Consider the following 12,954-nt stretch of genomic DNA (forward strand, 5'->3'; position numbering starts at 1 on the left):
TGGCTTTGGACACGCTTGATCAAATGGCCACGCGGCCAAAGGCGCGGGCTGTGCGCGAAAGCCAGCTCGGATTGATGTGGCGGCGCTTCAAGCGGCACAAGCTGGCGCTGGTGAGCCTGTGGATCGTGACGGGGTTCTACCTCGTGGCGCTGCTGGCCGAGTTCATCGCGCCGCTGGACCCGTCTGCCTATAACCCGCGCTATACCTATGCGCCGCCCCAGGGCATCCATTTCGTCTCGACCGATGCGGATGGGCGCTGGAATTTCGGGCCATATGTCTATGGCTACAAGACCGAAATCGATCCGGTCGCCCTGCGCCGCACCTTCGTCATCGATGAAGAGACCAAGATTCCGGTCCAGTTGTTTGTGGAGTCCAAGCCATACATGCTGGCGGGCGTCATCCCAATGTCGGTCAAGCTATTCGGCGTGACCGAGCCACGGGCCCCGCTTTATGTGCTGGGCGCCGACCGGCTGGGGCGGGATCTGTTGAGCCGGCTGATCCATGGCACGCGGATTTCGCTGTCAATCGGGCTGGCTGGTGTGACGCTCAGCCTGTTCTTCGGCATCATTATCGGCGGCTTTTCGGGCTATTATGGCGGCTGGTTCGATAGCGCAGTGATGCGGGTGATCGAGTTCATCCGCTCGATGCCGACCATCCCGCTGTGGCTGGGGCTGGCAGCCGCCATGCCCAAGGACTGGTCGGCATTGCAGACCTATTTTGCCATTACCCTGATCCTGTCGCTGATCGGCTGGACGGAGCTGGCGCGTGTCGTGCGTGGACGGTTCCTGAGCTTGCGGACCGAGGATTTCGTGACGGCGGCGCAGCTCGATGGGGCCAGCGACTGGCGCATCATTACCCGGCACATGGTGCCCAGTTTCATGAGCCATATCATCGCGGCGGCAACGCTGGCCGTGCCGGGCATGATCCTCGCCGAGACGGCCTTGTCCTTCCTCGGACTTGGCCTTCAGGCTCCTATCGTGAGCTGGGGCACGCTGCTGCAGGACGCCCAGAATATCCGCACCCTGGCAACCGCGCCGTGGCTTTTGGTGCCCGGCATTTGCGTGGTGATTGTCATTCTTTCCCTCAATTTCTTCGGAGATGGATTGCGCGATGCTGCAGACCCCCATGGCCGATAAGCCACTGCTGAAAATCGAGAATATGTCGATCAGCTTCTCCTCCCCCGACGAGCCCGATATCGAGGCCGTGCGGCAGGTGGACCTGACGCTGACGCCAGGCAAGACGCTGTGCCTGGTCGGTGAAAGCGGCTGCGGAAAATCGGTGACGGCGCGGGCGATTTTGCGATTGCTGGACAAGAACGCCAAGATCGGCAGCGGCCGCATTCTCTTTGACGAGCCGGGTGGGGCGCGGGTGGATCTGGCTGCGCTCAAGCCCGATAGCCTCGCCATGCGGGCGGTGCGCGGCAACCATATCTCGATGATCTTTCAGGAGCCGATGAGCTCGCTCTCGCCGGTGCATACGATTGGCGACCAGATCGATGAGATGATGGTGATCCATGAGGGGCTCAAGCCCAAGCAGGCGCGCGAGCGCACTGTGGCCCTGCTCGACCAGGTGGGTATTCCGGGCGCGCGGGAGCGGGCGGATGCTTATCCGTTCCAGCTCTCGGGTGGGCTGCGGCAGCGGGCGATGATTGCCATGGCGCTGGCCTGCACGCCGAACCTGCTGATCGCGGACGAGCCGACCACGGCGCTGGATGTGACGACGCAGGCGCAGATTCTGGACCTGTTGCGGCAATTGCAGGCCGATTACGGCATGGCCATGCTGTTCATCACCCACGATCTGGGCGTGGTGGCCGAGATCGCCGATGAAGTGGCGGTGATGTATCTGGGCGATGTGGTGGAGCAGGGCAGCGTCTATGACGTGTTTGCCGCGCCCCAGCACCCCTATACCCAGGCGCTGATGAGCTCCATTCCCAAGATGGCACGCAAGGCCGATCGGGTGCGGCTGGCGCCCATCAAGGGGACCGTGCCCTCGCCCAAGGACCGGCCGCAAGGCTGCGCGTTTACCAACCGGTGTCCCTATGCCTTCGAGCCCTGCTCCACCGTGACGCCGGAGCGGACCTCGGTGGGCGCTAGCCATCATGCGCGGTGCCACCTATTGACCCGAGCCAAGGCGGAGGTGCCGGCATGAGCACACTTCTGAGTGTTGAGAACCTCTCCAAGCACTATACGGTGAAATCGGGGCTGTTTGCGCCGATGCGGCAGCTCGATGCGCTGACCGATATCAATTTGACCGTCGAGGCGGGGGAGACGCTGGCCATTGTGGGCGAGAGCGGCTGCGGCAAGACCACGCTGGGGCGATGCATCATCAATGCGCAGCCTTCGAGTGGCGGGCGGGTGGTCTATCACCCCAAAGCCGGCGGCGACGTGGAGCTGACGGCGCTCAACAAGCGGCAGATCAAGCCGTGGCGGCAGGATATCCGCATGATCTTCCAGGACCCGATGAGCTCGCTCAATCCCAATATGCGAGTGTTCGACATCGTGGCCGAGCCGCTGCGCATCCATAAGGTGTGCAAGGGACGGGAGCTCGAAGATCGTGTGGTCTCCACGCTCGCCAAGGTCGGTATTCCGGCCGATGCGGTGGGGCGCTATCCGCATGCCTTTTCGGGCGGGCAGCGGCAGCGCATCGGCATTGCCCGGGCGCTGGTGCTGGACCCCAAGCTGGTGATTGCGGACGAGGCGGTGTCGGCGCTGGACGTGTCGATCCAGGCGCAGGTGCTGAACCTGCTGGAAGATTTGAAGGCCGAGTTCGGCCTGACCTATATTTTCATCAGCCACGATCTGGGGGTGGTCAACTATATCGCCGACCGGGTGGTGGTGATGTATCTGGGCCATGTGGTGGAGAATGCGCCCACCGAAATGCTGTTCGAGCGGCCGCGCCATCCCTATGCCGAAGTGCTGCTGGAAGCCCTGCCGATTGCCGATCCAACGCGGCGCAAGGGGCGCAAGACCGAAGTGCGCGGGGAAATTCCGTACCTGGGCAACCGGCCCGTGGGCTGCCCGTTTCACACCCGTTGCAAATATGCCCAGGATCGCTGCCGCACCGAAAAGCCGGCGCTGCGGCCCATCAACGGCACGGCCCAGGAAGCGGCCTGCCATTTTGCCGAAACATTGGAATTGAAGGGCGCTTACGAAGACGCGCCCGTGACCGGGACTTATGCGTAAATGACTTATGATCCAGCCAGTGCCAACCCACTCCATGGCAATCCGCTCAAGACGCGGGCCGATGTCGAAAAGGGACTGCGTGATCTGTTCAATCCGCTGCTGCCCTATTTTTCGGGTGGCGGAGCCCGGGTGCGGCTCGATGGTGGTGCCGCGCATTTCGACCGGGCGGCGGCGGACCTTGAAGGCTTTGCGCGGCCGCTCTGGGGGCTGACGCCGCTAGCGGCGGGCGGCGCCGAATTCGACCACTGGGAACTTTACCGGCGCGGGCTGGCCAATGGCACCGATCCGGAGCATCCCGAATATTGGGGGCAGGTTAACTCCACCGACCAGCGCATGGTGGAACTGGCGGCGATTGGCTTCACGCTGCGGCTGCTGCCGCATCTGGTGTGGGAGCCGCTGCCGCAAAAGGCCAAGGACAATCTGGCGGCCTATCTCAAGCACGCACGGACGTTCGATTACGCCGATAATAACTGGAAATTCTTCCGCATCCTGGTCGATCTGGGGCTGGAGGAATGCGGGGTCGAGTTCGATCGCTCGCTGACCGAGAAATATCTCGAAGAGCTGGATGGCTTCTATCTCGGGGACGGCTGGTATCGCGACGGCAATGTGCGGCGGATCGATCATTACATCCCCTTTGCCATGCATTTTTATGGGCTGATCTACGCCAAGCTCGCCAGGAATGACGACAAGCGCGCCGCGGCCTATCGCGAGCGGGCGGCTTTGTTCGCCAAGGATATCCGCCACTGGTTCGATGAGGATGGCGGCACGCTGGCTTTCGGGCGGAGCCTGACCTATCGCTTTGCCTGTGGCGGCTTTTGGGGGGCCTTGGCCTTTGCCGATCTTGAGGCTTTGTCCTGGGGCGAGATCAAGGGGCAGTTCATGCGCCATCTGCGCTGGTGGAGCTCCCAGCCCATCGCCAATCGCGACGGCGTGCTCTCGGTGGGCTATGGCTATCCCAACCTGATCATGAGCGAGAATTACAATTCGGCGGGGTCGCCCTATTGGGCGCTCAAGGCCTTTTTGCCGCTCGCTTTGCCGGCCGACCACCCATTCTGGACGGCGGAGGAGGCTCCTGCGGTGACGCCGAGTGAGCCGGTGCCGCTCAAGCATCCAGGCATGGTGATGCAGCATACGGCAGGCAATGTGGTGGCCCTGTCGAGCGGGCAGCAGAACTGGCAGATGCGCTGGGGCGCCGAGAAATATGCCAAATTCGTCTATTCCTCGCGCTACGGCTTTTCGGTCGAAAGCGACGAGCGGGCCTATAATGCCGCCGCCTTCGACGGCATGCTGGGGCTGAGCGATGACGGCCGGCATTACCGGGTGCGCGAAAGCAATGAAGTGGCCCAGATTGCTGGCGACACGCTGTTTGCGGTGTGGAAGCCGTGGAGCGATGTGAGTGTCGAAACCTGGTTGATCCCACAGGGAGATTGGCATGTGCGGGTGCATCGCATTACCACGCCACGCACACTGCATGGCACCGAAGGCGGTTTTGCTATCGGCCGGGCCGATCTGAATGCCGATAAGTTGAGCGAGGGAACCGGGCGGGCGGTGGCGCGCAGCCAGAGCGATATCAGTGCGATTGTCGATCTCGGCGGTCAGCGCGAGGGGCGTGTGCAAAAGGCTCTGCCCAATACCAATCTCATCGTCGCCAAGACCCTGGTGCCGCAATTGCGAGCCGAGATCCCGGCAGGCACCACTGTGCTAATCACGGCGGCCCTGGCCCTGCCGGCGGGTGCGGCAGCAGAGACTGCATTGGACGAGGTGCCGGCAGCGCCAGATCTGGGCGTGCTCGAGGCGCTGATCCGTGAGGAGGGCGTCGAAGTCAGCGCCATCCAGGTGGCGGAGCGGTTCTGATGCGCCCAAAACTCGCCTTCGCCCTGGCGGCGGACAAGACAAGATATGTGTTCGATGAGCAGGCGCTGGCCCGGCTGGCCCAGACCTGCGACATCGTGCGAGCCGAGCCGCTAGAGGAATTTTCCAGCCCCGCGGCGCGGGCCATATTGGGTCAGATCGACATTCTGATAACCGGCTGGGGATGTCCCGTGGTAACGGCGGCGGCGGTCGCCGCGGCGCCCAATCTCAAGCTCATCGCCCATGCGGCGGGGACGGTGAAATTCACCCTGGACCCGGCTGTCTACGAGGCCGGGATCGTGGTGACGCATGCGGCTGACGCCAATGCGGTGCCGGTGGCCGAGTTCACCCTGGCCTCAATCATCTACGCCAATAAGCGCGTCTTCGAGTTGCGCGATCTCTATCGCGCCGATCATAGCCGGCGCTCGACCTATGCGGTGATGGACCAGCCGATCGGCAATTATCATCGCACCATCGGGCTGGTCGGCGCCTCGCGCATCGGGCGGCGGGTGGCCAGGTTCCTCGAAGGCTTCGATTTCACCGTGCTGCTGAGTGACCCCTTTGTCAGTGCCAGCGATCCGATTGCCAACAGCGTGGAACTGGTCGACCTCGACACGCTGATGGGGCGTTCCGACGTGGTGAGCATTCATGCCCCGTCTCTGCCCTCGACACGGGCGATGATCGGTGCACGACAGCTCAAGCTGATGAAGGATGGCGCGGCCTTCATCAATACGGCGCGGGGCGCCCTGATCGATGAGGCGGCTTTGATTGCCGAATTGCGCACCGGGCGCATTCATGCGGTGATCGATGTAACGGATCCCGAGATTCCCAGCGACGGCTCCCCGTTCTATGATCTGCCCAATGTGTTTCTGACCCCGCATGTGGCGGGCGCCGTGGGCACCGAGCGGTTGCGGCTGGGGCAGATGGCAATCGAAGAAATCGAACGCTTCGTTGCCGGTGTGCCGCTGGAATTCGCAGTGGCGCCGGAGGCGTTGGAGCGCTTGGCCTGAGGTGGCTGGCGTTTCCTTTTCCCCTTGTGGGAGAAGGTGCCGAAGGGCGGATGAAGATAGAGATGGCGAGGGGTAGAGATGTTGAGTGAGGCAAGGCGGGTGGAGATGGACCCGGACCGCGAGGCGCGGTTGCAATTTTTGACCTGGGATCGCACCCCCGCGGAAATCGATGCGCCCGAGCATCGGGCGCGGCAGGCGCATTGGGCCGAGGTGGCCGGCGCGAGCTTTGCCCCGACCGCCTATGTGGCGGCGGACGCGGCGATTTTCACCACGCATCTGGTCCTGGGCGAGCATAGCTGGATCGCCGGCCACGCCCTGGTGCGGGGCGATGTGGAATTCGGCGCGCATAGCACGGTCAATCCCTATGCGATGATTTCGGGCAAGGTGCGCTGCGGCAATGGCGTGCGGATTGCCAGCCATGTCTCGATCGTGGGCTTCAACCACGGGTTCGACGATCCCAGCGTGCCGATCTACACGCAAAAGCACGAGACGCTCGGCATCATCATCGAAGACGATGTATGGATCGGTGCCAATGCAGTGGTGCTCGATGGCGTCACCATAGGCAAGGGCGCGGTGATCGCGGCGGGCGCGGTGGTCAGCAAGGACGTGCCGCCGATGGCCATTGTCGGCGGCGTGCCGGCCAAGGTCGTGCGCTATCGCGGACAGGGCAAGGCCAGTCGCAGTGATGCCGTGGCCATGCTCGGACGACTCGGTGCGGCTGCCAAGGCGCAGTGGCCACAGATTCTGGCGCGGCATCGCGAGAATGGCGAATATGTGTCGCGCGAGTCCGATGGGCAGGCGCGGCGCAGTGCCCGCCACCGCAATGACGCCATCGAGATCGCCGCCGGGTTCGGCGCATTGCCCGAAGGTCTCGACGCGGCGGCAACGCTGGCGGAATTGCAGGCCTTGCAGGACCCAGCGACCGGGCTGTTTCCCGATCCCCACCGGCCGCCGGCGGCAGGCGTGGCCATGCGCGATGATGGGCTGGCGCTCTATAATGTGCTCTCGGTGGGCTATGCCATCGAAGTGCTGGGCGGCCAGCCGCTGCATCGCATCGCGGCGGTCGAGGATTTGAGCGCGAGCGAACTCTGCAGCTGGCTTGAAGAGCTAACCTGGCGGGACCGGGCCTGGAGCGCAGGTTCGGCGGTGGATTCCATCGGTACGGCGCTTTATTTCAATGCGCGCTACTTCAGCACGGGGCGGAGCCGGGAAACCCTCTTCGGCTGGCTCGCCCTGCATCAGGATCGCGGCACGGGACTATGGGGCTCGCCCACGGCAGCCGAGGGTTTTCTGCAGCCGGTCAACGGCTTCTACCGGCTGACCCGCGGCACCTATGCGCAATTCGGCCTGCCAGTGCCGCAGGTGGAGCGCGCCATCGATTCCGTGCTGCTGAATTACCGCAACTACGACGGATTTTCGGGGCCGACCTATACCGCGTGCAACCTGCTCGACACCATCCATCCGCTGCTGCTGTGTCTCCGGCAGACCGATCATCGCCGGCCCGAAGCCGAGGCCATCGCGCGCGCGGTGATCGAGCGGGCCGAGCAGCGCTGGGTGGCCGGCGAGGGCTTTGCCTTTGCCGATGGGCAGCAGCCGGGCCTGCAGGGCACCGAGATGTGGCTATCGGTAGTGCATCTGGCAGCCGACCTGCTGGGTATTGCCGATAGCTTTGCCTTCGTGCCCAAGGGCGTGCATCGCACCAAGGCCGTGGGGCTGGGACTGTGACGAGCAAAAAAGCACTCGTCGTCTGGGGCGGCATGGAATTGCACACGCCCGAACGCGGTGCGCATGTGGTGCGCGATTTGCTGGAGGCCGAAGGCTTTTCCGTAACGGTGACGCACGATTACGAGGCGCTGGGCGCCGCCGATGTCAGCGAAAACGACCTAGTCGTCCCGGTCATCACCGATGGGCAATTGCCGCGCGAGAAGATGGCCCATCTCGTCACCGCAATCCGAGCGGGGACGGGGCTGGCGGGCTATCATATGGGGCTGGCCACGAGCTTTCGCGACAGCGTGGCGTTCCGCTATGCAGCCAGCTGCTATTGGGTGGCGCATCCGGGCAATATCATCACCTATCGCGTCGATGTGAGCCGCAGCGACCACCCCATCATGGCGGGGATCGACAGCTTCGAACACACATCCGAACAATATTATCTCAACTACGATCCGGCCGTTGAAGTGCTGGCCACCACTACCTTCTCCGGAGAGTTCGATCCCTGGCGCAAGGGCGTGGTGATGCCGGTCGTATTCACCACCAATCACGGTGCGGGTCGGGTGTTTTATTCCTCGCTGGGGCATACCGCGGACGAACTGGACATCCCGCAGGTGCGGACCATCCTCAAGCGCGGCCTGCTCTGGGCGGCGCGCTAGCTATTGCTGGGCCTGTTGCGCCTGCCGCCGCAGCACCTCGGATTCGGGCAGCGCATTGGCGTATTTGAGTTCGCGATTGGCGCGGTTCCAGAAGGCCGGATGGACCATGTCGAGTGAACCAGCATCGTCTGGCGTGAGCGCAAGCCGCTCGGTGGTTTCGGCATCCAGATAAAGCACGGCATTCTGCCGATACCAGGCGGGAATGGCCTCGTCGGTCCAGATTTGCGGCCGAAGCACGTCAAATGGCTGATAGCCATGAGCCGTAAAGAGGCCGGCCCAATAGCTTGGCCATTGCTCATTGCTATGCCCGACACCGCCTTGGCCGGGGATGGCGGCGCTGAACAGGATTGCCGGGGCTAGCGCGACGAGATCGGCGACAAAGCCGGCGGCGCGGGCAGGGCTCAGATGCTCGGCGACTTCAAGTGACATCGCCAGATCAACGCGCGGGCCGGTGAAGCTCTGTTCCAGGTCCTGCGCCGCAAAGACGATGCGCGGATCATCCAGCATATCCGCGGCGACCCAATTGCCCTCGATGCCGAATGCCTCCACCGCGCCATCGGCCAGGGCCGCGGCGAGAAAGGTGCCGGTGCCGCAGCCGATATCGGCAACCGAGCGGCGTGCCAGGCCCTTGGGCAGTGCGGCGAGCAGCCTTGCAGCGGCGTGGGCGGTATGGGCGCGGCGATTGTCATAGAAATCGGCCGGGTAGATCGAGGCAGTCATCGAAGCGGCTCGGCGGTTGGAAAGGCCGATCGATAATAAGCGGCGGTTGGCCGGCAGGCCAGCGATCAAATGTTTTTGCGCGGCGCGAAAGGGGGAACCTCGGCCCCGCCCGCCCGTTGCCGACCTGCGTTCCCATCAATGGGGCGCATTGCGGCGGGCATCATGCATAAGAACACGGCTCTGGCCGAGACGGTCAGGCGAACCGCATATTTCCTGTGGGAGAATGACGGGCAACCGCCAGGGCGGAGTTTTGACTATTGGCTGCGGGCTAAGGACATGCATCTGCGCCAGCTGGCCTATGACAAATGGCTGGCCGACGGCACGCCGCCCAATCGGGCCGAGACCCATTGGTATCAGGCCGCCCGCGAGCTGGGCGACAAATGAAAACGGGCCCCGCAGGGCCCGCTGATATTGCCTGTCCGCCAGGATCAGTCCTTGGCGCGCTCGACATAGGAATTGTCGTCGGTGAGGATGACGATGCGGGTGCCGACGCCGATATGGGGCGGGACCATGACCTTGAGGCCATTGTTGAGCACGGCGGGCTTGTAGGATGACGACGCCGTCTGGCCCTTGACCACGGGCTCGGTCTCGACGATCTCGAACGTCAGGCGCTGCGGCAATTCCATCGACAGGGCCGTGCCCTCGAAGGTCTTGAGGTGGACCTTCATGCCATCAACCAGATAGGCCCGCTGGTCCCCGATCACATCGTCGGCGACTGTGATCTGCTCATAGGTGGCGGGCTCCATGAAGTGGTGACCTTCGCCGTCCGAATAGAGATAATCATATTCACGATCATCGACATCGGCCTTTTCGACCATTTCAACGGTGCGCCAGCGGCCGACGACCTTCACGCCATCGGAAATGCGGCGCATATTGACGTTGGTGATGGAGTTGCCCTTGCCGGGGTGGACGTTTTCCGCCGTCAGGATGACGTGCAGATTACCATCCTGTTCGACGACATTGCCCTTGCGGAGCGATGAGGCGATGACCTTGACCATCAATTCTTCCTTGTTCAAGCGGTGGCGGCGGCCTAGAGGAGCGGCAATGGAGCCGGGCCGGGCGCGCTGATATTTTTCTTTGGTGCTGCCCGATACAATAATTCCGGCCAAACCGCCAGACCCGAGCCGAGAAAGAGCCGATCGATTGTCTTCCGCCCCGTTTTCTCCCCCGGCTTCGCCCTGGTGGACGCCCCAGGTTCATGCCGACCGGCGGCCGCTGCTGCTGGGCCGCAATCGCATCGATGCGGCATTGCGGGGGTATCTGGCCGAAAATGACTTCATCATGGTGGATCCGCCGGGGCTGCAGCGCTCGCCGGGCAACGAGACCCATCTGCATGCCTTTGCCACCACGGCCATCGGCAATGACGGTGTCGGGGAGACGCTCTATCTCCACACCTCGCCCGAATTCACCATGAAAAAGCTGCTGGCGGCGGGGGAGAGGCGCATAGCCAGCCTGGGTCATGTCTGGCGCAACCGGGAGCGCAGCGCGCTGCACCATCCCGAGTTCACCATGCTCGAATGGTATCGAGCGGGGGAAGAGTATGGGGCTGTCATCGCCGATTGCCTCAATATGCTGCAATTGGCGGCCACGGCGGTAGGCAGCAAAATGCTCCGCTACAAAGGCCACGAATGCGATCCCTTTGTTGAGGCGGAACGCCTAAGCGTCGTGCAGGCCTTCGAACGCTATGCGGGTATCGACCTGCTCGCGACTATGGACACGGCGGGCAATACCGATGGCGAGGCGCTGGCATCAGCGATGCTGGCCGTAGGCCTCGATGTGCCCGAAGATCGCAGCTGGAGTTATCTGTTCAGCCGGGTGCTGGTGGAAAAGGTCGAGCCCAATCTGGGGCTGGGCCGAGTGACGGTGCTGGATCGCTACCCGGCCGCTGAGGCGGCGCTGGCGCGGCGGGCAGCGGATGACATGCGGGTCAGCGAGCGGTTCGAGCTTTATGCTTGCGGGGTGGAATTGGCCAATGGCTTTGGCGAATTGACCGATGCGGGCGAGCAACGCCGCAGATTTGCCGCCGAGATGGATGAAAAGCAGCGGATCTATGGGGAGCGCTACCCACTCGACGAGGATTTCCTCAAGGCGCTAGACCTGATGCCCGAGGCGAGCGGCGTCGCGCTGGGATTTGATCGCGTCGTGATGTTGGCGACGGGCGCGCCACGGATCGATATGGTGCTATGGGCGCCGGTGGTGGAATGAGAGATTTTTGATGGGCGCCGGCAAGGCCAGTTTAAAAAGTGCGGACGATCTGGTGGCGGCCGGACTGGCTCCGCTCGAGCAGCGCGACGCGCTGGCCGCAGTCGCCGAGCGCTATGCCATTGCGCTGACGCCAGCCGTGGTCGGTTTGATCGACCGGAGCGATCCCGCCGACCCGATGGCGCGCCAATTCGTGCCGCAGGTAGCTGAACTGGTAACAACCCCGGATGAAAGGGCCGACCCGATCGGGGACTTGGCCCATTCGCCGGTGGAAGGAATAGTGCATCGCTATCCCGACCGCGTGCTGCTCAAGGCCGTGCATGTCTGCCCGGTCTATTGCCGGTTCTGTTTCCGCCGCGAAATGGTGGGGCCGCAAGGGCTGGGCACATTGACGCCCGAAGCCATGGACGCGGCCATCACCTATATCGCCGATCATCCCGAAATCTGGGAAGTGATCCTGACCGGGGGCGACCCCCTCGTGCTCTCGGCACGGCGGTTGCGCGAGATGATGGCGCGGCTCAAGGGGATCGATCACGTCAAGATCGTGCGCTTTCACACCCGCGTGCCAGTGGTCGAGCCCGAGCGGGTCGACGACGCGCTGATCGAGGCTCTCAAGGCCAGCGGCAAGACGACCTATCTGGCCGTCCATGCCAATCACCCGCGCGAATTTTCTGAGACCGCGCGGGCGGCGATTGCGCGCCTGGCCGATAGCGGCGTGGTGCTGATCAGCCAATCGGTGCTACTCAAGGGCGTCAATGACGACGTGCCGACGCTGGCGGCACTGATGCGCGGCTTCGTCGAAAACCGCATCAAGCCCTATTACCTGCACCACCCCGATCTGGCGCCCGGCACCAGCCATTTCCGCGTATCGATCGAAGACGGCCAAAAACTCGTCGCCGCCTTGCGCGGCACGATTTCAGGATTGTGCCAGCCCACCTACATCCTCGATATCCCCGGCGGCTATGGCAAAGCCGATATCGGCGCCAGCAGTATCAGTGGCACCGACGGTTGTTTCACCATACGCGATTTCCGCGGCGGGGAGCATCGCTATCCGCCGGATACGGTTTGGTAGGGCGCCTCCTGACACCTGTTGTCAGCTGTAGCGCTAGACTGCCGGACGCTCGAAATGGGAGGCTGGCAATGACCCCTGATGACTTCATGCGCCGATATGAGGCCGCGACGAATGCCCATGACCTGGCGGGCACGCTTGAGCTGATTGCCGAGGACGCTGTTTATCTGTTTAGCGATCGAACCAGCCATATCGGCAAGCCGGCGATCAAGAATGCCCTTGCGGCAAATTTTGCGAGCATCAGGAACGAGACCTATGCGATCTCCGGGTTACGATGGCTTGCGGCTTCGGAGGCCGTGGCCGTCTGCATCTATGAGTTCCGCTGGTCAGGTGAAATCAATGGAGAAGCCGCATCAGGAAGCGGCCGGGGTACGTCCGTGTTGCGGCGCGACGACGGGCATTGGCTCGTGGCGCATGAACACCTGAGCTCGGGCGGGCTGGAATAGGCGCCCGATTTCGCTCGGTGTCTTCGCCCAGCGTCGTTGGACCGGTGTTCGGCGCGGGGCCCCGCCGCTGGGCGCGGCGGGGATTGCCGGCTCGATATTTGCGTT

13 protein-coding genes are annotated in these 12,954 nt (G+C 63.3%); 11 read left to right on the plus strand and 2 right to left on the minus strand.

What is annotated here, in order from left to right; translation table 11 throughout:
• The first annotated feature begins 23 nt into the window (after positions 1–23).
• The 7 genes from FF80_RS17755 to FF80_RS17785 all read left to right on the plus strand — a co-directional run bounded on the left by FF80_RS17755 (position 24) and on the right by FF80_RS17785 (position 8,412).
• Positions 24–1,136, plus strand: a complete 1,113-nt coding sequence (locus FF80_RS17755; protein ID WP_035102995.1) for an ABC transporter permease — start codon at positions 24–26, stop codon at positions 1,134–1,136.
• On the plus strand, positions 1,111–2,148 hold the full coding sequence (locus FF80_RS17760) for an ABC transporter ATP-binding protein (protein ID WP_244445813.1): 1,038 nt from the start codon (positions 1,111–1,113) through the stop codon (positions 2,146–2,148). Before FF80_RS17755 ends, FF80_RS17760 begins: the two co-directional genes overlap by 26 nt.
• The gene (locus FF80_RS17765; RefSeq protein ID WP_035102871.1) at positions 2,145–3,182 is read left to right on the plus strand and encodes an oligopeptide/dipeptide ABC transporter ATP-binding protein; all 1,038 of its coding nucleotides are present in this window, start codon (positions 2,145–2,147) and stop codon (positions 3,180–3,182) included. The genes FF80_RS17760 and FF80_RS17765 overlap by 4 nt, the downstream gene beginning before the upstream one ends.
• Complete coding sequence (locus tag FF80_RS17770; RefSeq protein ID WP_035102872.1) at positions 3,183–5,036, plus strand: DUF2264 domain-containing protein; 1,854 nt, start codon at positions 3,183–3,185, stop codon at positions 5,034–5,036.
• Positions 5,036–6,043, plus strand: a complete 1,008-nt coding sequence (locus FF80_RS17775) for a hydroxyacid dehydrogenase (RefSeq protein WP_152558423.1) — start codon at positions 5,036–5,038, stop codon at positions 6,041–6,043. Before FF80_RS17770 ends, FF80_RS17775 begins: the two co-directional genes overlap by 1 nt.
• 105 nt (positions 6,044–6,148) lie before the next feature.
• Positions 6,149–7,768 (plus strand): acyltransferase, encoded by a 1,620-nt coding sequence (locus tag FF80_RS17780; protein WP_035102874.1) that lies wholly within the window; start codon positions 6,149–6,151, stop codon positions 7,766–7,768.
• Positions 7,765–8,412 carry a ThuA domain-containing protein gene (locus tag FF80_RS17785; RefSeq protein WP_081917523.1) on the plus strand — a complete coding sequence of 216 codons (648 nt, stop codon included), beginning with the start codon at positions 7,765–7,767 and terminating at the stop codon, positions 8,410–8,412. The genes FF80_RS17780 and FF80_RS17785 overlap by 4 nt, the downstream gene beginning before the upstream one ends.
• Here the strand turns inward: FF80_RS17785 and FF80_RS17790 are convergent, their stop codons facing one another.
• Complete coding sequence (locus FF80_RS17790) at positions 8,413–9,132, minus strand: class I SAM-dependent methyltransferase (RefSeq protein ID WP_152558424.1); 720 nt, start codon at positions 9,130–9,132, stop codon at positions 8,413–8,415.
• Positions 9,133–9,294: 162 nt separating this feature from the next.
• On the opposite strand from FF80_RS17790, the gene FF80_RS17795 reads away from it, so the two are divergent.
• Positions 9,295–9,516, plus strand: coding sequence for a DUF2934 domain-containing protein (locus FF80_RS17795; RefSeq protein ID WP_200877228.1), 222 nt, complete (start codon positions 9,295–9,297; stop codon positions 9,514–9,516).
• A 44-nt stretch (positions 9,517–9,560) separates the two neighbouring features.
• Here FF80_RS17795 and efp read toward each other — a convergent pair whose 3' ends face one another.
• Positions 9,561–10,130 carry an elongation factor P gene (gene efp / locus FF80_RS17800; protein ID WP_035103000.1) on the minus strand — a complete coding sequence of 190 codons (570 nt, stop codon included), beginning with the start codon at positions 10,128–10,130 and terminating at the stop codon, positions 9,561–9,563.
• A gap of 145 nt (positions 10,131–10,275) precedes the next feature.
• Between efp and epmA the strand changes: the two genes are divergently transcribed.
• The 3 genes from epmA (at position 10,276) to FF80_RS17815 (ending at position 12,849) form a co-directional block, all read left to right on the plus strand.
• Positions 10,276–11,337 carry an EF-P lysine aminoacylase EpmA gene (gene epmA, locus FF80_RS17805; RefSeq protein WP_035102875.1) on the plus strand — a complete coding sequence of 354 codons (1,062 nt, stop codon included), beginning with the start codon at positions 10,276–10,278 and terminating at the stop codon, positions 11,335–11,337.
• A 10-nt stretch (positions 11,338–11,347) separates the two neighbouring features.
• On the plus strand, positions 11,348–12,406 hold the full coding sequence (locus FF80_RS17810; RefSeq protein WP_035102876.1) for a lysine-2,3-aminomutase-like protein: 1,059 nt from the start codon (positions 11,348–11,350) through the stop codon (positions 12,404–12,406).
• 68 nt (positions 12,407–12,474) lie between these two features.
• Entirely contained in the window at positions 12,475–12,849 is a 375-nt protein-coding gene (locus FF80_RS17815; protein WP_035102877.1) for a nuclear transport factor 2 family protein, read from the plus strand.
• The last annotated feature ends 105 nt before the right edge of the window (positions 12,850–12,954 follow it).

Origin of the sequence: Devosia sp. LC5 (assembly GCF_000735585.1) — a bacterium.
In the GTDB taxonomy this organism is placed as follows: domain Bacteria; phylum Pseudomonadota; class Alphaproteobacteria; order Rhizobiales; family Devosiaceae; genus Devosia.

What these genes read in the sequence shown, in the direction of transcription:
- FF80_RS17780 (WP_035102874.1), top strand. Translation starts at nt 6,149, where the DNA reads ATGGACCCGGACCGCGAGGCGCGGTTGCAATTTTTGACCTGGGATCGC.
- FF80_RS17775 (WP_152558423.1), top strand. Translation starts at nt 5,036, where the DNA reads ATGCGCCCAAAACTCGCCTTCGCCCTGGCGGCGGACAAGACAAGATAT.
- FF80_RS17795 (WP_200877228.1), top strand. Translation starts at nt 9,295, where the DNA reads ATGCATAAGAACACGGCTCTGGCCGAGACGGTCAGGCGAACCGCATAT.
- FF80_RS17755 (WP_035102995.1), top strand. Translation starts at nt 24, where the DNA reads ATGGCCACGCGGCCAAAGGCGCGGGCTGTGCGCGAAAGCCAGCTCGGA.
- FF80_RS17790 (WP_152558424.1), bottom strand. Translation starts at nt 9,132, where the DNA reads ATGACTGCCTCGATCTACCCGGCCGATTTCTATGACAATCGCCGCGCC.
- FF80_RS17770 (WP_035102872.1), top strand. Translation starts at nt 3,183, where the DNA reads ATGACTTATGATCCAGCCAGTGCCAACCCACTCCATGGCAATCCGCTC.
- FF80_RS17810 (WP_035102876.1), top strand. Translation starts at nt 11,348, where the DNA reads ATGGGCGCCGGCAAGGCCAGTTTAAAAAGTGCGGACGATCTGGTGGCG.
- FF80_RS17760 (WP_244445813.1), top strand. Translation starts at nt 1,111, where the DNA reads ATGCTGCAGACCCCCATGGCCGATAAGCCACTGCTGAAAATCGAGAAT.
- FF80_RS17765 (WP_035102871.1), top strand. Translation starts at nt 2,145, where the DNA reads ATGAGCACACTTCTGAGTGTTGAGAACCTCTCCAAGCACTATACGGTG.
- FF80_RS17815 (WP_035102877.1), top strand. Translation starts at nt 12,475, where the DNA reads ATGACCCCTGATGACTTCATGCGCCGATATGAGGCCGCGACGAATGCC.
- efp (WP_035103000.1), bottom strand. Translation starts at nt 10,130, where the DNA reads ATGGTCAAGGTCATCGCCTCATCGCTCCGCAAGGGCAATGTCGTCGAA.